Source organism: Moraxella sp. Pampa (assembly GCF_035181385.1).
In the GTDB taxonomy this organism is placed as follows: domain Bacteria; phylum Pseudomonadota; class Gammaproteobacteria; order Pseudomonadales; family Moraxellaceae; genus Moraxella.
In genome coordinates, this window is record NZ_JAXCJK010000001.1 from 888,578 (window position 1) to 912,178 (window position 23,601).

The 23,601-nt window shown below is 41.1% G+C and carries 18 protein-coding genes, 1 tRNA gene, 1 rRNA gene and 1 pseudogene; 10 read left to right on the plus strand and 11 right to left on the minus strand.

Annotated features, from left to right (window positions below; genetic code table 11):
• Window positions 1-4: 4 nt before the first annotated feature.
• Window positions 5-946, minus strand: coding sequence for a DNA/RNA non-specific endonuclease (locus tag R0123_RS04315; RefSeq protein WP_323843206.1), 942 nt, complete (start codon window positions 944-946; stop codon window positions 5-7).
• 176 nt (window positions 947-1,122) lie between these two features.
• On the opposite strand from R0123_RS04315, the gene mutY reads away from it, so the two are divergent.
• A complete protein-coding gene (mutY, locus tag R0123_RS04320; RefSeq protein WP_323843207.1) occupies window positions 1,123-2,271 on the plus strand; it encodes an A/G-specific adenine glycosylase in 1,149 nt (382 codons plus the stop codon).
• Window positions 2,272-2,438: 167 nt separating this feature from the next.
• Here mutY and R0123_RS04325 read toward each other — a convergent pair whose 3' ends face one another.
• Window positions 2,439-3,383 carry a farnesyl diphosphate synthase gene (locus R0123_RS04325; RefSeq protein WP_323843208.1) on the minus strand — a complete coding sequence of 315 codons (945 nt, stop codon included), beginning with the start codon at window positions 3,381-3,383 and terminating at the stop codon, window positions 2,439-2,441.
• 178 nt (window positions 3,384-3,561) lie between these two features.
• Here R0123_RS04325 and R0123_RS04330 point away from each other — a divergent pair.
• Window positions 3,562-3,637, plus strand: a tRNA-Phe gene (locus R0123_RS04330).
• A 225-nt stretch (window positions 3,638-3,862) separates the two neighbouring features.
• Here the strand turns inward: R0123_RS04330 and R0123_RS04335 are convergent.
• Entirely contained in the window at window positions 3,863-4,390 is a 528-nt protein-coding gene (locus R0123_RS04335; protein ID WP_323843209.1) for a cytochrome b, read from the minus strand.
• 206 nt (window positions 4,391-4,596) lie between these two features.
• On the opposite strand from R0123_RS04335, the gene R0123_RS04340 reads away from it, so the two are divergent.
• The 3 genes from R0123_RS04340 to R0123_RS04350 all read left to right on the plus strand — a co-directional run bounded on the left by R0123_RS04340 (window position 4,597) and on the right by R0123_RS04350 (window position 8,243).
• Window positions 4,597-5,658, plus strand: a complete 1,062-nt coding sequence (locus R0123_RS04340; protein ID WP_323841612.1) for an efflux RND transporter periplasmic adaptor subunit — start codon at window positions 4,597-4,599, stop codon at window positions 5,656-5,658.
• 211 nt (window positions 5,659-5,869) lie between these two features.
• The gene (locus R0123_RS04345) at window positions 5,870-6,592 is read left to right on the plus strand and encodes a response regulator transcription factor (RefSeq protein WP_323841611.1); all 723 of its coding nucleotides are present in this window, start codon (window positions 5,870-5,872) and stop codon (window positions 6,590-6,592) included.
• Window positions 6,593-6,710: 118 nt separating this feature from the next.
• Window positions 6,711-8,243, plus strand: a complete 1,533-nt coding sequence (locus R0123_RS04350) for a HAMP domain-containing sensor histidine kinase (protein ID WP_323843210.1) — start codon at window positions 6,711-6,713, stop codon at window positions 8,241-8,243.
• A 73-nt stretch (window positions 8,244-8,316) separates the two neighbouring features.
• Here the strand turns inward: R0123_RS04350 and R0123_RS04355 are convergent, their stop codons facing one another.
• Entirely contained in the window at window positions 8,317-10,491 is a 2,175-nt protein-coding gene (locus tag R0123_RS04355) for a carboxy terminal-processing peptidase (RefSeq protein WP_323843244.1), read from the minus strand.
• Between the two features lie 180 nt (window positions 10,492-10,671).
• Between R0123_RS04355 and nagZ the strand changes: the two genes are divergently transcribed.
• The 3 genes from nagZ to leuE are packed head-to-tail and all read left to right on the plus strand — an operon-like array spanning window position 10,672 to window position 13,447.
• Window positions 10,672-11,748, plus strand: coding sequence for a beta-N-acetylhexosaminidase (gene nagZ, locus R0123_RS04360; RefSeq protein ID WP_323841609.1), 1,077 nt, complete (start codon window positions 10,672-10,674; stop codon window positions 11,746-11,748).
• Window positions 11,749-11,763: 15 nt separating this feature from the next.
• A complete protein-coding gene (locus R0123_RS04365) occupies window positions 11,764-12,774 on the plus strand; it encodes a DHH family phosphoesterase (protein WP_323843211.1) in 1,011 nt (336 codons plus the stop codon).
• Between the two features lie 22 nt (window positions 12,775-12,796).
• Window positions 12,797-13,447 (plus strand): leucine efflux protein LeuE, encoded by a 651-nt coding sequence (leuE, locus tag R0123_RS04370; RefSeq protein ID WP_323841607.1) that lies wholly within the window; start codon window positions 12,797-12,799, stop codon window positions 13,445-13,447.
• Window positions 13,448-13,585: 138 nt separating this feature from the next.
• Here leuE and R0123_RS04375 read toward each other — a convergent pair whose 3' ends face one another.
• Both R0123_RS04375 and R0123_RS04380 read right to left on the minus strand, forming a co-directional pair.
• Window positions 13,586-15,751, minus strand: coding sequence for a malate synthase G (locus R0123_RS04375; RefSeq protein ID WP_323843212.1), 2,166 nt, complete (start codon window positions 15,749-15,751; stop codon window positions 13,586-13,588).
• Between the two features lie 194 nt (window positions 15,752-15,945).
• Complete coding sequence (locus tag R0123_RS04380; protein WP_323841605.1) at window positions 15,946-17,544, minus strand: isocitrate lyase; 1,599 nt, start codon at window positions 17,542-17,544, stop codon at window positions 15,946-15,948.
• A gap of 450 nt (window positions 17,545-17,994) precedes the next feature.
• On the opposite strand from R0123_RS04380, the gene R0123_RS04385 reads away from it, so the two are divergent.
• Together R0123_RS04385 and glyA are read left to right on the plus strand one after the other, a co-directional pair.
• Window positions 17,995-18,462, plus strand: coding sequence for a chorismate--pyruvate lyase family protein (locus tag R0123_RS04385; RefSeq protein ID WP_323843213.1), 468 nt, complete (start codon window positions 17,995-17,997; stop codon window positions 18,460-18,462).
• A gap of 146 nt (window positions 18,463-18,608) precedes the next feature.
• Window positions 18,609-19,988 carry a serine hydroxymethyltransferase gene (gene glyA, locus R0123_RS04390; protein ID WP_323843214.1) on the plus strand — a complete coding sequence of 460 codons (1,380 nt, stop codon included), beginning with the start codon at window positions 18,609-18,611 and terminating at the stop codon, window positions 19,986-19,988.
• Between the two features lie 158 nt (window positions 19,989-20,146).
• Here glyA and R0123_RS04395 read toward each other — a convergent pair whose 3' ends face one another.
• The 5 genes and pseudogenes from R0123_RS04395 to rrf all read right to left on the minus strand — a co-directional run.
• Window positions 20,147-20,911 carry a tRNA threonylcarbamoyladenosine dehydratase gene (locus tag R0123_RS04395; protein ID WP_323843245.1) on the minus strand — a complete coding sequence of 255 codons (765 nt, stop codon included), beginning with the start codon at window positions 20,909-20,911 and terminating at the stop codon, window positions 20,147-20,149.
• Window positions 20,911-21,750: a TatD family hydrolase gene (locus tag R0123_RS04400; protein WP_323841602.1), complete on the minus strand. Its 840-nt coding sequence runs from the start codon at window positions 21,748-21,750 to the stop codon at window positions 20,911-20,913. The genes R0123_RS04395 and R0123_RS04400 overlap by 1 nt, the downstream gene beginning before the upstream one ends.
• A gap of 75 nt (window positions 21,751-21,825) precedes the next feature.
• Window positions 21,826-22,877: pseudogene (locus tag R0123_RS04405) on the minus strand (5'-nucleotidase).
• Between the two features lie 8 nt (window positions 22,878-22,885).
• Window positions 22,886-23,428 (minus strand): GspH/FimT family pseudopilin, encoded by a 543-nt coding sequence (locus tag R0123_RS04410; protein ID WP_323843215.1) that lies wholly within the window; start codon window positions 23,426-23,428, stop codon window positions 22,886-22,888.
• 88 nt (window positions 23,429-23,516) lie between these two features.
• Window positions 23,517-23,601 (minus strand): 5S ribosomal RNA (rrf, locus tag R0123_RS04415); the annotation flags it as partial.

Consider the following 23,601-nt stretch of genomic DNA (forward strand, 5'->3'; position numbering starts at 1 on the left):
AAAATTATTTACTCATCAAACCAATAAAATATTTAAAAATTTCAAGCAATAACAGTAGCCACCCTTGTTTGTCATTAAGGTTAATTTTGTTTTTGTCAGACGGCGTTTCATCTAAGACAATCATGCCATCTGGCGTAGGTCTTGGCAAGTTAGAGGCGATGTTTTGCACAGGATTGGTCAATGTTGGCATGGCACGAATCCCTGTGCGATGTGTAAACTCAGCAAGGCTGATGATTTCATAGCTTGGATTTTGTGTATTTGGCGAATAATACACGCCTGCTGTGTTAAGACTTGGAATATAAACTACCTTAAAAAAATGGCTTGGAACAAGCACACGCCCACCAATACGAGAGACTGTCTGCCCATCAAAAACCACACCTGTTACCACATAAACGGCCCCATATTTGATGGCAAGGTTGCGTGTGGCCGTCTCTATATGTCGCCAAACATTGCGATTGTGCGTGCCATTTTGTGGTGCAATATTGGCAAGGCTAAAACTTTCATACTGCGTATTGACATCTGCCATATCGCCATTGGGTGCCAAATGCCCACGATCCAAGCCTGAATGCCGATAATCAGACAGCTGAGCTCGATGGTCATGAGGCAGCCTGCTTTCCACACGAAAGCTGTCTTGTCGTGTCAATTTGCGTGCTTGCTCAATGCGAGTTCGGGTCAAGTATTCTGCTGACCACAACGGCGTACGAGACACACCAGAATGCAAAACAGCAAAACCATCAAAGCACAATGCATCAACTTTTTGATTTAATTTTGCACCTTTTTCACCAACCAACATTGGTGCAATGCCATCATAAAAATGCTTGCGACACTCACCAAAAACATCATTAAAACCTTGTACAAAATCATCTGCGGTCGCTACCTGAGCATGAACATTTGGAATACAAAGAGCAAAGCAAACAAAAATCGTTGCAAAAGATAATAATTTCATACAATCATTATAACAAAATCTACCACAAAAGACAGGGCCACCCCTTAAAATCACAAATTTTTTATCAATTCATCAGTTACCAAGCTACCATTTAAACAATCAATGATGAAAAATCTCTCCATCGTCCCCATAAAGCTCTTTTTTGCTTTAATACACCAACTTACCAGACCAAACTGATGAATCACCAAACTTTTGCCCCACGCCTTTTATCTTGGTTTAAGACACATGGTCGCCACGACCTCCCATGGCAATATCATCATCAACAAAAATCCGATATTTATGCGGTGTGGCTTTCTGAAATCATGCTTCAACAAACGCAGGTTACTACTGTATTAAATTATTTTCCAAAATTTATGGCCAAGTTTCCTACGGTGCAAGATTTAGCGGCTGCTGAATGGGACGATGTGGCAAACCTTTGGGCGGGGCTTGGTTACTATGCTCGTGCCAGAAATCTACACAAAGGTGCAAAACAAGTGGCCAATTTCATCGCCAAACATGGATATTTCCCAAAAACGGTTGATGATTGGCAAAATATCAGTGGCGTTGGTCGTTCTACCGCAGGAGCGATTATGGCAATGGGCGTGCGTGAGCGTGGCGTAATATGCGATGGCAATGTCAAACGAGTGCTGACACGCTGGGCAGGCATTGATGGCGATATTACCAAATCTGCCACTGACAAAATATTGTGGGGCCTTGCTGATGCACTCACACCAGAATATGAGAGCGGAAAGTTTGCCCAAGCAATGATGGATTTGGGTGCCACTGTCTGCACTCGCACACGCCCTGATTGCACCCAGTGCCCTATATCTGACGATTGCATTGCTTACAAAGAAGGCAACCCTACCGCCTACCCTGTCAAAACTAAAAAAGCGAACAAACCCCACCGCCATTCATTGGTGTTTGCCCTGCACTTTCAAAACAACTTACTATGGATCAAAAGAAACAACAATGGCGGTATTTGGGACGGTTTATATGTCTTACCCATGCTAATGATAGGCGATGAACCAAATAATCTACCAGCAGATTTAATTTCTGCTAAAAATCATCACGATAAACCAACAGCCACCCAAGCATTAAGCCTTGCTGAACAGCAGGTGTTTGATATTCTGCCTAATGCCACGCTGACCGTAGATGTAACCATCAAACATACACTCACGCACTTTCATTGGCATTTGTCGCTGGTGCGTATTGCAATTAATGACAGTCTATACCAACAAATCAATCATGCCCTCACCCAAATTCATGCTGAATTTGTCTGGCATGAAAATAGCGATAAAATAGGCGTGCCAAAAGCCATGGAAAAAGTGCTGATGCAGACAGATTGAGGCCGTCGGTATCTATCAACCTTTTTTTGTTTACAAATCTTATAGACCTTAGACGCCTGCCATATTTAGATGCTTGCTATTTATATGTCTTTAAGCGGTTTATTTGACAATCCTTTATCTATTTAACAATCCTTAACGCTTGGCGGTGCTTAACAAAAACTCCAACTCTAATAATCTCTTTGTTGCAACCAGTCCACCACCTGCAACAACAACTCATTTTTTTTACCCAAACCCATCACCCGCTCTCTTGCATTATCAAACAGCGTATTGGCATAAGTACGAGCGTTGTCCAAACCCAATAGCTTGACATAAGTGGATTTATCCAATTTCTCATCGCTACCCGCCATCTTACCAAGCGTCTTGGTATCCACCATCACATCCAAAACATCGTCTTGCACCTGATAAGCCAGCCCAATCAGTCGTGCATACTCCTCCAAATAAGCAAAATCTTCATTGCTTGCCCCGCCGCACACCGCCCCCATCAGCACACTGGCGATGATTAACGCCCCTGTTTTATCTCGATGAATTTGCTCCAATTCACCTTGACTAAGGTGCTTTTTCTCTCCATTTAGGTCTGCTTGCTGACCTGCAACCATACGCCGTGCATTAGGCGCTAAGATTTTAGCAAGTCTGGCAAAAACAATATCATCAACTTTGCCAAATTTACCAAACTCATCAGAGCCTAAAACCTCAAAAGCAAGAGACTGTAACACATCGCCCACAAGCATGGCAACCGCCTCTCCATAAACGATATGACAAGTAGGCTTACCGCGTCGTAGCTCATCATCATCCATACATGGCAAATCATCATGCACAAGCGAATAGCCATGCACGCACTCGATGGCAAGCATGGCACGACGCACCATACCAAATGCTACCGAATCCATGCGACCACCGACTGACAAAAAACTTGCCAGCACCAAAATCGGTCGTACTCTTTTACCCCCATTTAAAATGGCGTAATCAGATGCTTTACTCAAAGGAGCGGGCAAATCAACATACTCAAACAATGCCCCAAAATCCATCAAGAGCTGTTTTTGTACAAAGTCTTGCACGCTTTTTAAGTCCAAGTCGTCATCACTTAATTCATCATCAATTTTCTTATCAATCATCACCGCACCAAAAAAAATGATACACAAAAGAGCTATCATAACCCAAAATTAAGGCAATTTGGATAAATTTGAATAAAAAGCCATCAATTTTGATAAAATTTTAAAAATTTATCAAAAAAGTGCTTGCAAATTTTTTAAAATTGGCTATAATGTGCACCAATTAGCCAATAAGCTAACTGGCGCGATAGCTCAGTCGGTAGAGCAACGGATTGAAAATCCGTGTGTCGGCAGTTCGATCCTGCCTCACGCCACCATTTTTTTAAAAAACACTCAAATTATTTTTGAGTGTTTTTTTATTTATATTTTGTTTTATAGATGAGCAAAACAAGCACCTTTTAAACTTCATCACAAAATATCTTCCATCTAATTTAATAAAAAAAATCGCCTAACAGACGATTTTTATGCAAATTTGTTTTAATACAACAACATTATTGATTGCATGACTCTTAGTTGCACGATAGTCGCACAAACCCTAAAAATCAACGCATTCTGGCAATCAGATTGTCTTTTATCACAAATTGATGATACAGTGCCGCACCGATATGCAGAGTAATCAAAATACACATCGCTGACCACACAAATTCCGTATGCCACCAATTCATCAGTTTTGCCATGTCTCTGTCTACCCCTACGATGGCTGTCAACTCAAATAGTCCAAACACACTCACGCCATAACCACCATACATTGACATTAAAATGCCTGTAATTGGCATGGCAAGCATCGCCACATACAAAGCCAGATGCGTCAAATGTGCGACCATATTTTGCCATGCTGGTGCCGACACATATGCTGGTGTCTTGGTAACAAAACGAGTGACGATACGCAAAATTGTCCAAATCAAAAAACTTGCCCCAATAGATTTATGCAGACCAATATAATCATCGTTCAAGTCAGCAGCAAAAAATGCCAACAAAATGAGTAATGCACCCACCCAATGAAAGACACGCACAGCCAACGCATATTTAGCAACAACCTTTGGTTTTTTTAAGGACTTTTCAAAACTCATAGAATCTCCAATTTTTTAGCACCCTTAATGGCATTTAATTTTAATTCAGTAATTTTTAATTCAGTAATAAGGCCCAACCAATTATATGAAAAAATTCACACATTGTATGTATCAATTTGTTAGTAGTCTGGTGGCAACAAAATATCAAAACCACACAAAAAAATATGTTAAGATGAAGGTATTTTAACATATTTAAAGATAAACCCATGTATATTAGCGTGTTTAAATTTATGCTGGTGATTGCAACAACCGCACTGGTGCTAGGCTGTGACAAACCCAACCAGATAATGAGCAAAGTCAACCAAAAAATTGACCATCGTGAAGATTCTGCCATCACCAGACGAGACCAACAACTTCAAGACAATGTCAATGAACACACCGCCATCATCAATGAAGACACGGTTATTTTGGCAGATGGCCACCTAAGTTCAGTAAAAACTGCACGCTATCAACCAAGTTTTTCATTAAAGGGTGTCATCACGCCTGCTCAACATACCACCTTAAAAAGCATGAGCGACGCTACAATAGATGCAATTTTGGTTAATGTAGGCGATGCGGTCAAACATGGGCAGGCACTCATCACGCTATCTACAATCACACCAGCCCAAGCAGATGATTCACAAAACAAAAAACCCCATCAAATCATTACAATAACCGCCCCATTTGACGGCATAATTGACAGCATTGACATCAATCAAACAGATACCATCAGCACCCATACTCCACTGATTAGCCTATCAGATGTGTCAAAATACCAATTCATCAGCCACTTACCAAGCAACCTACAATCGCACATTCAAATTGGCAATACCGTGGATTTAACCGTACATGGCAGACCTTTTAGTGGACAAGTAGCACTTATCGAAACTTCGCCATCAAAGCAAAATACGATTGATGTATATGTAAAAATCTCCCCCACCAAAGAAAACCGTAATGCACTCAAATCTGGGCAAATCGCCAAAGGCATCATTGAATATGGTCAAATAGAAGTAGGTGCCCTCGTACCAGATTTTGCCATCATCGGCGAAAACCTGCAACCTCTTAACCTTGCCCAATTATATGCCCCACCCCACAAACCCCTTGCACCAATTCCCGCTTACGCATGGGTCGTCAAACAAGACGCAAGTCTAAAACTTGCAAAAATCCATGTCATTGAATACCAGACCACAACACGCCGATTTTTAGTGTCAGGCATCACCGATGACAGCCTGCTTGTGTTGACAAACTTACCCAAAGATGCCAATGGTAAGCGTGCGGTCATTGATTAGACCCATCTTGTTCAACGCAGGTCAATTGTTACAGACGAATCATAAAAATGGATAAAACCTTACGCAATTCTTGGAAAGATTGCACAAAATTCATAAAAATTCAAAATTAGCTACAATTTAACACTTGCTAATATTGTTAAAGATTGGCAAGATATACCCTAATTTTTAGTTTTTCTTTTTAATTTTTTTTTGGGAATGTGGAACAACAGCCATGAATAAGCAAATTTTACTCATTGAAGATGACCCAGATTTGGCAGAATTAGTCAGTGAATATCTGTCAATGAATTACTACGAGATACATCATGCCGCCACAGGCCAAGCAGGCCTTGATTTACTTGATGCCAAAGAACGCGACATCAGCCTGATTGTGCTTGATTTGATGTTGCCTGACATGGACGGTATGCAAGTGTGTCAAAAAGTGCGTGGTGCTAAAAACCCTCAGATTAATAAAGTACCCATCGTGATGCTAACCGCCAAAGGCGATACCACCGACCGTGTATTGGGTCTTGAAATGGGAGCAGATGATTACATCTCCAAGCCATTTGAGCCACGCGAACTGCTGGCACGCATCCGTGCTGTACTGCGTCGCCACGAGACACCAAATCAAGCCAACCTACACTCTGGCAGTCTAACCTTTGGGCGTTTGGCCATATTTCCAGACAGCCACGAGGTAACCATTGATGACAAAATTGTTCGTCTAACCACTCATCAATTTCAACTATTGCACTACTTTGCAACCCACGCAGGCAAGGTGCTCAATCGTGAACAACTATGGCAAGCCATGCCAAATGATGACAGCTCTGAGAATATTGACCGTGCGATTGATGTGCATATCTCTCGTTTGCGTGCATTGATTGAGGACAATCCACGCCAGCCTAAGCGTATCATCACAGTACGAGGTGTTGGCTATCAGTTTGCCACCGACCAAGTGTGATCTTTTTATGTTACAAGACCATCACTTAGATGGTCTTTTTTGTTTAAGTCAAAGGTGCTTATTAAATGATTTGTTTTAATAAGCTTAAAAAAAATTCACATCAAAATTGGCATGATTTATGAAAAATCGTTTTGGTCTTAATTCAGTTTTTGCTCAGCTTTTTGTGAGTGTTTTTTTGGCAATCATTGCTTTTGCGATTGCCATGGTACTGCTTGCCCAATTGGTGCATAATAATTCTGACAGCATGCGTTCAAAGGCAATTGCCGAACAAATCATGACGCAAATCAATCCGCTCATCGCCGAAGCCGAAGCCTTAAACAAAAAAAATGAATTGCTACGAGCAAGATTTATATTGGTCATCGTTAAGCGTAGCTTTGATATTTTTGATGAGAGCTTAAATGCCAAAATTGGATTGTACGCACCTGATGGTGAGTTGGTCTTACAAACCGAAGACAGTGGTCTGCCACCAAAAATTAGTCAAGACGAAACATGGCTTGACATCATCATGCCTGATGTGTTCTCACCCACCAATCACCATGTTACTTTGACAAATGCCTCAGGCTATCGATTGTGGTATGAAAGTCGCACACCACCAGAACGGCCATTTGTTGCGATACTAAACTTATTTACAGGCACACTACTGCTTGTACTCATCATGTCGGCAGTGCTATGGTGGATTGCCCGAAACATCACTTGGCGTATCAATCATCTAAGCCGACAAATGCTAAAACTCGGTGATGGCGATTTTAGCGTAAGAGCCGATGAACAAGGCAATGACGAGATTGCCACACTCGCCTATGGTTTTAACCAATCTGCCCAAAAAATTGAACAGCTTATCAACGCCAACAATCTGCTTCTTGCTCATGCCTCACACGAGTTTCGCACGCCAATCACACGCATTCGCTTGCAAATTGAGATGATGAATATGCTTGCTGACAAACTAAATGATGACGATAAAGCGAAATTTGACAAGCGAGCCACCGCCATCAACCGTGATTTGACAGGACTGAACGACTTGGTAGAAAGTATCTTGCTAGTCAGTCGTCTGGATGCAGGTCATGCTTTAGAATCTACCGAACAAGTTGATTTGTATGAGCTGATACGCACAGAATGCCAGCATTATTCTGAAGTATCGTTATTTGCCGAATCTGTTGTCATGACCGCTCAACCTAAGCTACTGACTCATCTGATACGCAACTTACTTAACAATGCCATGATTCATGGCATCGCACCCATTGAAGTCTATGTTTATGAGACAATAGATACGACCAATGCAGGCGATATTCCAAGTACTTTGGTAGAGACTTCACTTACCGCCAATGACAGCGAAACGCCCAAGAAAGTCAAAAAACCTTTGCTGAGTTTTTCAAGGCAAAAAGACCAGCCGTCCAAAGAACCTGCTTTTGCTGTGATTGCGGTAATTGACCAAGGCAATGGCATACCCCAAGACAAACGCATTGATATTTTTAGTCCATTTGTGCGTCTAAAACAAGAAAAAAAGGGCTCAGGGCTTGGCTTATCACTGGTTTCACAAATCATAGAGGCACATCATGGTCAAATCATTACCGATACATGGCAAGGTAAGACTCGCTTTTTGGTAACACTGCCCTTAAAGTCAAAAACAGGCTTTAAGGACAACCAAAATACCTAATCAAACCAAAATCAAAAGCCATCATAACGATGGCTTTTTTGCTACTTAATTCAACACCATTTGATAGAATAAATCATTTTTTTGCATCAAACATTAAGCGTGCTGCTTCCAAAACATAAGCTTCGTCCTCTGGTAATTTAGGGCGTAGATTTTCTTTCATTGCACCACGCTCTTCGGCCAGTGCATCTACGCTGGCTTGATAAGTCGCCCAATCGGTATAAGGCTTTTCACCCATGGCTTGACGGCGTGCATTTTCAGCAGCCAAAGTACGATTCTCAACTTCTTTGGTTTTGGCACGGCGTTTGTCAATATTGACATCGGTCGGCTTTTTACGGTCATCAAGAGCTCGAATGGCATTAAGTTCAGTAAGGTACTGAAACTGTGGATTTTTGGCTTGGCGAGCTTTGGAAATGGCGGACAATCTTTTAATCAAATCTTGGTTGTACTCACCTTCTGCAACAAAATTAGTGGTAGCAATCATGTCCCATTCAAGTGGGTTTTTATACTCTCTTTCGCCAAACTCAATACCCTCATAGATATTGACCAATTCAATGTCAGGCACTACGCCCTTGTTCTGGGTACTACCGCCATTGATGCGGTAGAATTTACGCTGAGTAATCGTCGCTGAACCAAGTGCCAAATCATCACGCCGAGATTGGGCAGAGCCCTTGCCTGTTGTGGTGCTGCCAACAACCAAACCACGCCCATAATCTTGTATCGCCGCCGAAAAAATCTCCGATGCAGATGCTGAACCCAGATTAATTAATACTGACATATCGCCCGCATACAACTGCTCCCCACCATCTTCATCAGCATAAACTTGTACATTGCCCTGATTGTCACGAATTTGCACGACAGGACCTTGTTTAATAAAAAGCCCAAGCATTTTTGCCACTTCATCAAGAGAGCCACCAGGGTTGTTACGCAAATCCACCACCAAGCCATCAATACCTTCTTCTCTTAGTGCTTTTAATGCTTTTTCGGTATCAAAACTAACCGACCGATAATCATTAACACCAACACCGCTAAGACGGGCTTTGAAATTTAAATAAAAACTTGGAATCTCAATCACGCCCACACGCTTGGTTGCCCCATCGTATGGCACCTCAACCACACGATACTGCACACCAGATTCATCTTGCTTGACGACATCACGCACAATAGTAACATTGCGTGCAGCACTGTCTGGAGCATTAGGCTGTTTGACCTTGATGGTTACAGGCGTTCCTTTTGCACCACGAATCAATGCCACAATTTCACGCGTGGTAAATCCAATGGTATCAACCATTTTACCATCTTCTTGTGCCACCCCAATAATAAGATCATTAGCTCTGATTTGCCCTGTTTTTTGAGCAGGTCCACCATCAACCAAACTGATGATGCGTGTATAGTCAGGGTTTTTGCGATCAGGACGAATTGACACACCGATACCTTCTAATTGCAAATTTGATTGAATCTGCATTTCATTAGCCTGCACAGGTGCATAATAATTACTGTGTGGGTCATATGCCATCATCGCCGCATTTAAGATACCCTCCATAATTTCATCATTTTTTAGGCGGCCAAGTTGTTGCTTTTGGCGATTAATGCGATTAAGCAAAATTTCATTTGGCGTACGGTTCTCACCCTTAACCAAATCCTGACCCTTGGCAAGCTCTGGGTTTTCCAAAAACGCCTTGTCTTTTGCTTTGTCATCTTCTTGGTTTAGCGTGATATTAATGAGTGCATAAGCGGTCTGATTTTGCCAATATTGTCGTTGTTCCGCCTCATCTTTAAAGCGTGGTGCATCTTCACGGTCAAGAATGATGGCCTGATCGGTGTGCAGATTCACATCACCTGCAAGCATTTGTTTGGCCGTGTCATAATATTCATTAGCACGAGTGCGATAGCGTTCAAAAATCTCTATCCCTGCGGACAAATCGCCTCGTTTTAATCGTTCAGCATAAGTATCACCATACTTATTCATGAATTCATCAACATCAGATTGCAACAGCAGCGTGCGTGATGCGTCCAAACTATCAAAATAAGTTTCTAGGATTTTTTTGCCCATTTGACGGTCAAGCGGTTGTTTTAGATAATGTGTGCGATCAAGCAATAAAGACACTTGGCGTGCAACCATTTTTTGCTCAATATTTGGCTCAAAGCCCTGCTTGTCTGCCGCCTGTGCCACCATGCCAACACTTTGTGCCAATAGTACACTCACAATGGCTGTCGCCATGCCCGACCACAAAAATTGTCGTTTCATTATATTCACCTATAATTGCAATCAATATTAAAAATTATTAAGAAAAATTGGCATTATCTTATCATACTCAATCTTGTTTGTGTGATGGTTTTTGTGAGTAAATTTCTTTAAATAGATACATTCCCCCAAAATCATGGCATAATAAGCAACATTATTAAAATTTTAGCAAAATATAGGTAAAACATGGCAAATGGCATCATTATGGCCGATGTAGATGGCACAGTTTTAACAGACGCAGATAAAAAATTTTTGGCAAATGATGAGATTGGCGGTATCATCATCTTTGCACGCAATGTCCAATCTGCCACACAAGTGCGTGCACTTACCGATGCCATACGAGCCATCAACCCAAACATCATCATTGCTGCCGACCAAGAAGGCGGACGCGTCGCACGCTTTCGAAATGGTTTTTCACCCCTGCCTGCCATGGGTGAACTTGGCAAAATTTATGACAAAAATCACAAGTTGGCCTCATCGCTTGCCTATGATGCAGGCTATTTGATGGCGTGCGAAGTGCTGGCAGTGGGTGTAGACATCAGCTTTGCACCTGTGCTAGACATCAATGGGTGTAGCACGGTGATTGGCGACCGTGCTTTTCACACCAAACCACAAATTGTTACCAAGCTGTCTGCACAATTCATTGATGGTATGCACGATGCTGGCATGAAAGCCACGGGCAAGCATTTTCCTGGTCATGGCTCCATTGCTCCCGACTCACACATTGCTGAGGCGGTAGATAATCGCAAGCTTGATGAGATTTGGGAACAAGACTTGATCAGTTTTAGACAAAATTTGGATAAACTAGATGCCATCATGCCTGCTCATGTCATTTTTAGCCAAGTTGATGATAAGCCCGCTGGCTTTTCTACCATCTGGCTGCAAGAGATTTTAAGAAAACAATTGGGGTTTGATGGCGTCATTTTTAGTGATGATTTATCTATGAAAGCAGCCTGTGTCGTTGGTGGCGTCAAAGAGCGTGTTGAGTACGCCATCAATGCAGGCTGTGATATGGCATTAGTATGCAACAATCGTGAAGATGCTCTACAAGCTGTACATACTGCCAAAAAAATGCCCAATCTGCCAAACCGTTTTCACCGCATGAAAAGCATCATTCCTACTTGGCAAGGCGACTTAGACTCATCTTGTCAAGTTTTTCCACACTATCATGTTGCCAAAGACAATATACAACGCACTTTTTTTATGAATCATGCAGACACCATCAAACCAAAAGACCCAACCGATTATATTAATAAGGCATAAAACAAAGAGGTGATCATGTATCATATATTCGGACACACCAGCCCTGACACAGACGCTTTTGCCTCAGCGTTTGTGATGGCATACTATCTAAACGCACAAGACATTCATGCCACCGCCTATCGACTTGGCAAGCCAAACCCTGAAACAGCTTTTATGATTGAGCATTTATCCAATTGGTTTGCTGATGAAATGTACAGATTGGACAACGATTTATTGCCTTATTTGGATCCCAATAATCCATTGACCACCTTAACAAAAGGGGATAAAATCGGCTTAACTGACCACAACGAACAGACTCAATCGATTGCCAATTTATTTGATTTTGACATTTGCTTTATTATTGATCATCACAAATTAAATTTATCCACACCCACAACCGCTTATGTTCGCATAGCACCTGTTGGTTGCACTTGTACAATTTTATACGAAATGCTTGTTCAAAAATCCATCACCATCACACCATTCATTGCCACACTCATGCTATTTGCCATCATCTCAGACACTCTTAATTTAACTGGCCCTACCACGACTGACGATGACAAATATGTGTTAAAAAAATTATTAAAAATCATTGGCTTATCAAAAAATGATCAAGACAAACTGGCTGAGCAAATGTTTTTGGCAAAAAGCAATATTCATCATCTATCTGCTCGTGAAATTTTATTAATGGATTATAAAGAATACAACTTTGGTGATAAAAAATGGGGCATTGCAGGCATTGAGACAATGGACATTTCTCAGATTTTGGCACGCTGTGATGAATTGGCACAAATGGCCCACACACTCCAAAAACAAAAGAATCTTGACCACTTTATGGTTGCCATTGCCAACATTAAGGATAAAATCGGCTATGCCCTCACCCATGATGCCAAGCAAGACGCCATCATCAGTAAGGTCTTTAATGCCGTACCAAAAAATGGTTTGTTTATTTTAGATGGTATCGTCAGTCGCAAAAAACAAATTGTTCCTTTGCTTGAAAATCATTACCATCACTCATCAAAAAAGTATCTCACATCTGAACAATAACAAGGTTAAAAAGGTTTGAAAAATGTTTGGCATCACCGACTTAATCACTTATCTTATTGGCGTCATTGTGGTCATCACACTACCTGGACCAAACACTCTATATTGCCTATCAGTATCGGCCTCACAGGGTAGAAAAGCAGGAGCATGGGTGATGGCAGGCGTTCTCATCGGCGATAGCTTGCTCATGCTCGCTACCGTCTTGGGGGCGGGCACACTGTTAAAAATCTATCCTGCTGTGTTTGATGGCATCAAACTCATCGGTGGAGGTTATTTGGCATATCTTGGCATACGGCTCATCATCGGAGCGTATCATACCTTTAAAAATCGCCATATGATTGCAGGCAAGACTTTCACTCCGCCCAATATCCCCAAGCAAAACTTTTTTTATCGCTCTTTATCACTGAGTCTTACCAACCCTAAGGCAATTTTGTTTTTCTTATCATTTTTTGTGCAGTTTGTTGATCCTAGCTACGATAAGCCATTTTTAAGCTTTTTTATCTTGGCGTTGATTTTGCAAATCGTGAGCTTTTCTTATTTGACCTTACTGACTTTTAGTGGCAAAAAACTGGCCGATCTGTTCGGTACCCGCCCTATGGTGATGGCGTTGGCAATGCTATTGGTTGGCTGTTTATTTATTAGTTTTGGGGTGAATTTATGGTTGACAAAGGTATAAACTGACCAAAATCTTCTCAAGCCGATTGATTTAGATTTTAGCTTGCCATACCACCATCTAAATATTTAAAAAACCCCAAAGCCGACACTTTGGGGTTTTGTGTTTAAGGTTTACATTTTTGCATTAATCGCTTGAAAACTAGTCGCCTGTATAGCCTTTTAACTTCAATCTGGCTTTGTGCAAAAGTGGCTCGGTATAGCCTGACGGTTGGTCTTTGCCTTCAAATATCAAGCTGACAGCGGTATTAAAAGCAATATTGCTGTCAAAGTCGGTCGCCATTGGGCGATAATCTTTGTCGTTGGCATTTTGGGCATCTACCACTTTTGCCATTCGTTTTAGGCTGTCCATTACTTCATCTTTGCTGACGATGTTGTGCATAAGCCAGTTGGCGATATGCTGACTTGAAATTCGCAAAGTGGCACGGTCTTCCATAAGTCCAACATTATGAATATCAGGCACCTTAGAACAGCCCACGCCCAAATCCACCCAACGCACAACATAGCCTAATATACCTTGACAGTTGTTATCAAGTTCACGGCGTTTTTCATCATCGCTCCAATTTGTATCGCTTGCTAGGGGTAGGGTCAAAAGCGTGTCAAGGCTTGGCATTGTTTGTGATTTTAGGTCAAGCTGGCGGTCAAATACATTGCATTTGTGGTAGTGCATAGCGTGGATAACCGCACCACTTGGCGATGGCACCCACGCACAGCTTGCCCCTGCTGTGGGGTGTTCAATCTTGGTGCGATACATATCGGCAAGCTCATCAGGCTTTGGCCACATACCCTTACCGATTTGGGCTTTGCCAGTTAGTCCTGCATTTAATCCAATACTGACATTGCGTTTTTCATAAGCATCAAACCACGCTTGGGCTTTGATGTCGGCTTTTTTGACAAACGCCCCTGCGTGCATTGCCGTGTGAATCTCATCGCCTGTTCTGTCCATAAAGCCTGTATTGATAAAAATAGTACGGTCTTTTGCTTTTTCAATACAATTTTTTAGATTGATACTGGTGCGTTTTTCTTCGTCCATAATGCCTATTTTTAGGCTGTTTTTGGGTAGATTTGCCAGTTTTTCGGCACGCTCAAATAATTCTATGGCAAACGCCACTTCTTGTGAGCCGTGCATTTTTGGCTTGACGATATACATAGAGCCTGTGCGAGAATTACGCAAAGTATTTTTGCCACGAATATCAATCACGCTAAGTAGTGGCGTGATAAGCGTATCCATAATGCCTTCAAAAATTTCTTCGCCGTTTACCAAAATCGCAGGATTTGTCATCAAATGTCCAACATTACGAATAAGCATAACCGAGCGACCGTGCAAGGTTTGGGTTTGTCCATTAATATCGGTAAAAGTACGGTCTGGATTTAGCGTGCGAGTGATTTGTTTGCCATTTTTTTCTAGTTTTTCAGACAAATCGCCTGTCATTAGACCCAGCCAGTTGCGATAGCCTTCCACTTTTTCTTCGGCATCTACTGCCGCTACTGAATCTTCTAAATCTTGAATGGTGGTAACGGCCGATTCTAAAATCACATCTTTGACACCTGCTTTATCGTCTTTACCAATCAAATGCTCACGGTCAATTTGGATAATAGCGTGTAACCCATTGTTTTTTAGGATAATTTCTGTTGGGTAATCGGTTGTGCCATTATAGCCTGCTAATTTATCAGCATTTTGCAAAGTCGTAATTTTGTTTTCAATTTTGGCAACTAATTGACCATTATTAATCTGATAGCTTGCCACATCGGCGTGTGAACCATCGTTAAGCGGAAAAATTTCATCAAGAAAATTTTTGGCAAATTCAATAACCTTTGCCCCACGCACACGATTGTAACCATTGCCTTTGTCCGCACCGCCCGTCTCATCAATAACATCAAAACCATACAAAGCGTCATACAAACTGCCCCAGCGTGCATTGGCGGCATTTAGAGCATAGCGGGCGTTACGCACAGGCACAACCAGCTGAGCACCTGCCATTGTAGCAATCTCATCGTCAACTTGTGTGGTGGTAATTTCAAAATCGTCCACAGGTTTTTCAAGATAATCAATATCGCTCAAAAACTGCTTATAGGCGTTTAGTTCATAGGCGTTGTTTTTGTGCCAATCATCAATTTGGGTTTGTAATTGTTCACGCTTTTGTAAAAGTGCTTTATTTTTTGGGGTTAAATCAAGCACCGCTTGTTCAAAGTTTTGCCAAAATTCATCGCTTGCGATGTTAGCAATCGGCAAGGCTTCATTTTCAATAAAATCAAATAAAATTTTATCAATGGCGAGCAAGCCTTTGTTGATACGAGTTGTGGGCATAATTTTTTCCTTTTGATTTGGGTGTTGGATTTAAAATTTTAAAGTGAAATTAAAGAGCGTAAAATAAATGATAAAATTTTCATTTAAAAAAGCTGACTTTAAAATTTTAACCAAAAAATTTTTAAAAATTAACAATTTTATGAAAAAACGGTGTTTTTACCAAGCAAAACACCGTTTTTATCTTTGTTTAAAAATTAACCACCAAATTGGTTCATTGTGTTTTTACTGGCGTCGCCTGCTTTTAGGGCGTTTTCGCCAGAAAAAATCTCTTTGTGGTCATCGCCAATATCCGAACCTGCCATTGCTTGATGTTTGACACAAGCGATACCGCCACGGATTTCTTTACGCTGAACACCTGCTACATAAGCGAGCATACCTTCATCGCCAAAGTAGCCTTTGGCAAGCTCGTGGGTAGAAAGTGCAGCGGTGTGATAAGTGGGCAAGGTGATTAAATGGTGGAATACACCTGCTTCACGAGCAGCATCTTTTTGGAAGGTACGAATTTTGTCGTCCGCATCAAGTGCCAGTTCGCTGTCGTCATATTTAGCGTCCATTAGCTTGTCTCGTTCATAGCCTGATACATCTTTGCCTTGTGCGACCCAGCGGTCATAGGCCTGCTGACGAAAATTGAGCGTCCAGTTAAAAGACGGCGAGTTGTTATAGACCAATTTGGCGTTTGGTACTTGTTTTTTGATATCATCAACAAAGCGTGCAATCCCTGCTACATCTGGGGTTGGTGTTTCAATCCAAATCATATCCGCCCCATTTTGTAGCGAAGTTACGCAGTCTAGCACCACTCTGTCGTGCTGAGTGCCTTCACGGAACTGATACAAACCAGACGCTAGGCGAGTGGGTCTGTGTAATTTGCCGTCTCGTTTGATTAAAATTTCATCGTCAAGCGCATCGCTGATGTCAATTTCGGTGGTTTCAAGATAGCTGATGTATTTGCTTGCCAAATCGCCTTTTTGTTTGCTGACTGGGATTTTTTGGGTTAAGTCCGCTCCTTCTGAGTCGGTGCGGGCGACAATTACACCATCATCTACGCCAAGCTCCAAAAACGCATAACGCACAGCGTTGATTTTTGCTAAAAAGTCTTCGTGTGGTACGGTAACTTTGCCTGCTTGATGCCCACATTGCTTGGCATCTGATACTTGGTTTTCAATTTGAATGGCACACGCCCCAGCTTCAATCATTTGCTTGGTTAGTAAATAAGTAGCTTCTTCATTACCAAAACCTGCATCAATATCGGCAATAATTGGTACAATGTGTGTCTCAAAGTTGTCAATTTGGCTTTCTAGCTCTTTGACTTTGGCACTATCGCCAGCGTCTTCGGCTTTTTGTAAGGCACGAAATAGGTCGTTTAATTCTTTGGCATCAGCTTGGCGTAAAAAAGTGTAAATTTCTTCAATTAGCTTTGGTACAGCGGTTTTTTCGTGCATAGATTGGTCGGGCAGTGGCCCAAATTCAGAACGCAACGCCGCCACCATCCAACCTGACAGATAGATGTAGCGTTTGGCGGTTGTGCCAAAATATTTTTTATTGGCAATCATTTTTTGTTGGGCGATAAATCCGTGCCAACAGCCCAAAGACTGTGTGTATTTGCTGTTGTCAGCATCATACTGAGCCATATCTTGACGCATAATGCCAGCGGTATATTTGGCAATGTCTAGCCCTGTTTTAAAGCGGTTTTGCACCATCATACGAGCTGCATCTTCTGGACGAATGGCGTGCCAAGTGCCACCTAATTTTTCTTTAACACCACGAACGTGTTCTAATGCTGATTGATAAGTCATCGTAATCTCCTAAATTCCATGTTGGTACATTGTCATCAGTGTAGCAGCCTGCCACACCAGTCAAATCACTGCCGATACCAGTGAATACTAGTAAAAATTAACTGCGTGCGATTCTTGTCATACAGAATACTCAAAAATACAGCTTTTATCCAATATCAAGCCATAATGTTCAATATTTTTAAAATAAATGATATAAAAATTACCATTAAAAATTTTGTATCTTTATCATCCAACCTTATGAAAATACATTGATTTTATTAAAATCCACCATTTTTGATATCCAAAAATCACCAAAAAAATTATTAAGATTCCCCTTAAAATATTTAAAAAAGTCATAAAAAATTACTAAAATTTTCTTAAAAATCATCGCTAATTTTTAAGATATATTGCTTTTTATGCTACAATCTTACGGATTAAAATCATAATTTTCATTAAAAAACCTTCACCAAAATGACACCACCAGCCACCCTACTACCATACCTAACCACGCAAGGCTCACTAACTGCAATGCTAGAAGCTAAGGCAGGTCAAATCCTGAGAGTCAAAGTCATCAAAGAAGAATGGCAACCCATTGATTTTAAAAACAAAAAAATCTTAAACTTACCAGTTCACCGCCCTGCTTTGGCCTGGGTGCGTGAAGTACTGCTTTTTGGCAATGATGAACAGGCATGGATTCACGCCAAAAGTATCTTTCCTCAGCCCAGCTTAATTGGCAATGCCAAACGATTACGCCATCTAAAAGACACGCCAATTGGCTATGCGATGTTTAAAAAATCAAGAACCTTGCCTTGTCAGCGACATATTTTTAAGCATGATGGGCAATTTAAAAGAGCCAGTATCTATGATTGGCAGGGGCGATACATTTTAGTGGAGGAAATTTTTTTACATGGCTTTATCACAAGTTTTGAAAAATTTTAAAGCCATGTAAACTGGCTTTAATGCCTCATTTTTATCAAGCCAAATCGCACGAAAACACATAAAGCATTGTGTTTATTTTTAATAAATTATGATACACTAACAAAACTTTCAACTCATCACTCAATCCCAACAAAAGGTGCAAAATCATGTTTAAAGACATCTCTTTACACGCCTACGACCCAGAATTGGCAGCCATCATTGATAAAGAAGGTTGGCGTCAAGAAAACCATATTGAACTCATTGCATCAGAAAACTACTGCTCTCCTTCGGTCATGGAAGCCCAAGGTTCAAACCTGACCAACAAATACGCCGAAGGTTATCCAACCAAACGCTATTATGGTGGCTGTGAGAATGTGGACATCATCGAGCAAATTGCCATTGATCGTGCCAAAGAACTTTTCGGTGCAGATTACGCCAATGTTCAGCCACACTCAGGCTCAAGTGCCAATGCGGCCGTCTATTTAGCTTTATTAGAAGCTGGTGATACCGTCATGGGCATGAGTTTGGCACATGGTGGACATCTAACACATGGTGCAAGCGTATCATTCTCTGGCAAAACTTATAATGCGGTGCATTACGGCATTGATGAAAACGGCCTGCTTGATTATGATGAAATCCAGCGTCTTGCCAACGAGCATAAGCCCAAGATGATCATCGCAGGCTTTTCTGCCTACTCACAAATCATGGACTGGCAACGCTTTCGTGAGATTGCCGATAGCGTAGGTGCTTATCTCATGGTGGACATGGCACATGTGGCGGGCTTGGTAGCTGCTGGCATCTATCCAAATCCAGTACAAATCGCTGATGTAACCACCACTACCACTCACAAAACTTTGCGTGGCCCACGCTCAGGTCTTATCCTTGCAAAGGCCAATGAAGAGATTGAGAAAAAACTAAATTCTGCCGTATTCCCTGGCTCGCAAGGTGGTCCGCTCATGCACGCCATCGCTGCTAAAGCCGTATGCTTTAAAGAGGCCATGACCGATGAATACAAAGCATATCAACAACAAGTTGTAAAAAATGCACAAGCCATGGCAAAAACCATCATCGCTCGTGGGTATGATGTTGTTTCTGGTGGCACAGAAAACCATCTAATGCTCATCAGCCTAATCAAACAAGGCATCACAGGTAAAGAAGCAGACAAATGGCTGGGCGATGCTCACATCACCGTCAACAAAAACTCTGTACCAAATGATCCAAAATCACCATTTGTCACCTCAGGCATTCGCATCGGTACACCTGCCGTAACCACTCGTGGCTTTAAAGAAGAAGAATGTGTAGATTTGGCAAACTGGATTTGCGATGTGTTAGACGCTCGTGGTGACGAAGCGGTGCTTAGTGAGGTTCGCAAGAAGGTTGGCGAGGTATGCAAACGCCTGCCTGTATACCAAAAATCAAAAACCAAAGAGCTTTTTGTCAAAATCAGTGAAATGATTGACGAACAGGCTGACAGTGAATTTGTTCATACTGCCAAAGAAAAATTCAATGAGTTTTATGAAAAAGCAATGGAAAAAATCAATAAATAATCATCAAATTCATCTCACAAAAAAAGCCACCCAGCAAGGTGGCTTTTTTAACACATACAATCACAAGGCCAACCGCCTCATATATTTCTCATATATTTTGTCAATTTTTCAATCTATAAATTTAAATCTATAAACTTGGCCATAGACCATCTGATAGCCTATTTAGCAATCATTGCCAGACACTCTGACACCATCACCATGCCAACAACACTTGTTACCGCCACTGCAGAACCATAACCACCACAGTTTAATCCACTTTCACACGCTGTCGCCATTTTTAGTTGCTCGGTCGAATAGACGCATTTCATGGCAAATTTACCTTTTTTATTTTGGCTGATATTTTTTTCTTTTAAGCGGGTGCGTAATTTAGCAAGTAATGGATCTTGGGTTACATCTTTTAGGTCTGCCACTTTAATTTGTGTCGGATCTATCTTGCCACCCACACCACCTGAGATGATGAGCTTAATCTTATTAAATCGGCAATGCAAACTGATGGCAAGTTTTGCATTCATATCATCAACACAATCAAGCACAACCACTTTAATGCCTTGTTTGGCCAATGCCCAAATTTCATTTTTAGATGGTAAAATTTCTTTGATATTATCCGCCGTCAAAAAATCATCAATCAAATTTAGTGTTAAATTTGGATTAATCTGATGCAATCTGTCTGCCATGGCATGAATTTTAGATTCGCCCAGCGTCCCATCAAGTGCAGGCAACTGACGGTTAATATTGCTCTCAACCAACACATCCAAGTCCACCAAGGTCAGCTTACCCACACCAGTTCTAGCAAGCCCCTCAATCGCCCAAGAGCCCACGCCGCCCACGCCGATGACATAAACATGAGCATTCATGAATTTTTCAAAGTCTGCTCCATATAGCGTACGCGTGCCCATAAAACGGCGTGTCATCAAATCACTCATCATTCATAAATCCACTGCTGGCGTAACGCTTCATTGCTATTTTCCCATAACCGTCTTGCCAAAATTTCTTTATCCATACCAAATAAATTCGCCAACTCATTAATCACATAAATCAAATTGGCAGGCTCATTTGGACCACCCAAATGCTGGTGAGGCAAAGGCATCATATCAGGGCAGTCTGTTTCAATAACAAATGCATCAGCACCATATTTTTCAAACACTGCCATCACCGCACGACGAAGTTTTTTTGCATTTGGATTGGTGATTTGCCCTGTAATACCAAGCTTAAACCCCATTTTAACAAAAGCAAGCGCCTCTTGTTCGCCACCGCTAAAACTGTGTGCGATGCCACCTTGTTCATCAGCACGATATTTTTGAGACTTTAAAATTTGCAATACCTGCCCATGTGCTTTGCGAATATGCAAGATAACAGGCAATCCATACATCTTAGCAAGGTTGATTTGCTCAATAAAAAATTTTTGCTGTTTTTTAAAAATTTCAGACTCATTAAAATATTTCGGATAAGTATCTAGACCAATCTCAGCAATGGCAACACTCTCATACGACCTAATAAAATCATCAAGTAAAATCAGGTCATTTTCACTTTGTTCAAGGATATATAAGGGGTGCAAGCCAAATGCCAAGTGTGCCTGTACAGCCAAATTAAATTTCAACATTTCGCTTTGAACATCTATCATTTGTCCAAAGTATTTTGCCAAAAACCCAATCAGCAGCAGATGACGCACACCATTTTCATGTGCTTTTTTTGTCAAACTGGCACGATTGGCATCAAACTCTGACACGTCAAAGTGTGTATGCGTATCAATCAAACGAATCATGATGGCTTAGGTTTGTCATTAGGTTTTTGAGTGCTGCGTCTTGGTAATAACAATAAAGTTACAGCAATCACAATTTTAATTAAGGTGATTTTCTTCATCACAACAGTTCTTGCGTTTTTTAATGGGTTTGAAAAGCTTACTTTTTAGCGGTCTTTTGGTCAGTTCATTAAGCAATGATGCTGAGTGGTATGGAACATGTGCTGATGGCACAATTTTGCGTGCAGCCTCAATATGTTTGACATGGTCATCAAAGAAAATATGCGGTGCAAAAGTTTTTAGCACACGGGTTTTGCTCAACCCTCCTAAGAAAAATGCCACATCAACACTGACACCCCATTCACGCAAAGTTTTGATGGCTCTCATATCAGCAGGAGCATTTCTTGCAGTTACCAATGCAATACGAATTGGGCTGTTGTCTGCATTGGTATCATTTGGTAGCCTGCTTTGTAATCTAGATAGTTTAATTAAAAAATCTGCATAAGGACCCTTGTCCATCGGCAAATCCATTTTTTCATTTTCATAGCGATGAAAGGCTTGTAATCCATGTTGCTGAAAAACCAACTCACTCGCCTCATCAAAAAGTACAGCATCGCCATCAAAAGCAATACGCAATTGTTCTGTATCCAGCTTTGAAATATCAATAGGGCCAGCATCTAAAATAGCACAAGCACAAACTCGTGCATCGGCAACTTTTTGAGCATCTTCTTGATTGGTGGTTAAAAATAAATCAACATCAAAATCTTTAATGTAGTCCGTTACCGAAGCCCCAGAAATAAAAGCTGAACGAGTAATCTCCAGACCATGTGTACGGATGGCATTTAAAACCTGAATGCCCATATCTGGCGTCGATTTTGAAACAATCACTACTTCAACAAATGGTGATTCATTGTGATACTCTTTATCTTGATCATATTTATTTAATTTAAAAGAGCCTTAATGAGTGGATAACCAGTTCCCGCTGCAAGTGGCTCTTTCTCATGTGCTTGCATATATTCATGAAAATGTTTTGCCGCTGTTTTTTCATCTTCTTGCACAAACTTAGCCATTGTTTTTTCAACATCTGTCAGATCAAACAATGCTGTTGCTGAAATTGCCACTATCAATGTGTTTGAAAAATCTACCGACATCTTTATCCTCAACAATCAATATTCAATCTACTTCCATATTTTTCTGAAACCATACCATTCATATTAACAACTATCTGAAAACTATGAGTTTTTTCTTTAAATATATTACAGTACTTGATATTCCCAAAATTGCCCCGAGGTTTGCCTGTATCGCCCATGAACTTTATATAATCCCGACCAGCAGAAACGCTCATACTGATTATACCATATCTAAGAGACAACGCCTCTTTAATGATAACAATATCCTTTTTCTTATCAAATTTATTATTTCTATTAGTATCGATAAAAACCAAAAGATTATCTTGAGCAACTTTACTACACACATCATTATTCATTGGACAAATCAAGACATCTTGACCACGAATACGGCTTTCAATTTTTGCCAAGCGAATGGCCTCATGAATGTGCCTACGCACCTCACGTGCTTCAATTCGTTGCATCATGGCAATATAAGTAGGCTGTGCAAAAAAGATAAGTACAGCCACAATTGTAAGAACTGCCATCATTTCAACTAAAGTAAAACCACTTTGCCAAAACCGTATCAAGACCACTTCTCAACCCCTCCTTTTAATTACATCACACCCCACTGTCAACCCCCAAAAACCCCCTCCAACAACCGTTGAAGGGGGCTAAATAAGGTGCTGACGATGACCTACTCTCACATGGGCGAACCACACTACCATCGGCGCTAAGACGTTTCACTTCTGAGTTCGGGAAGGGATCA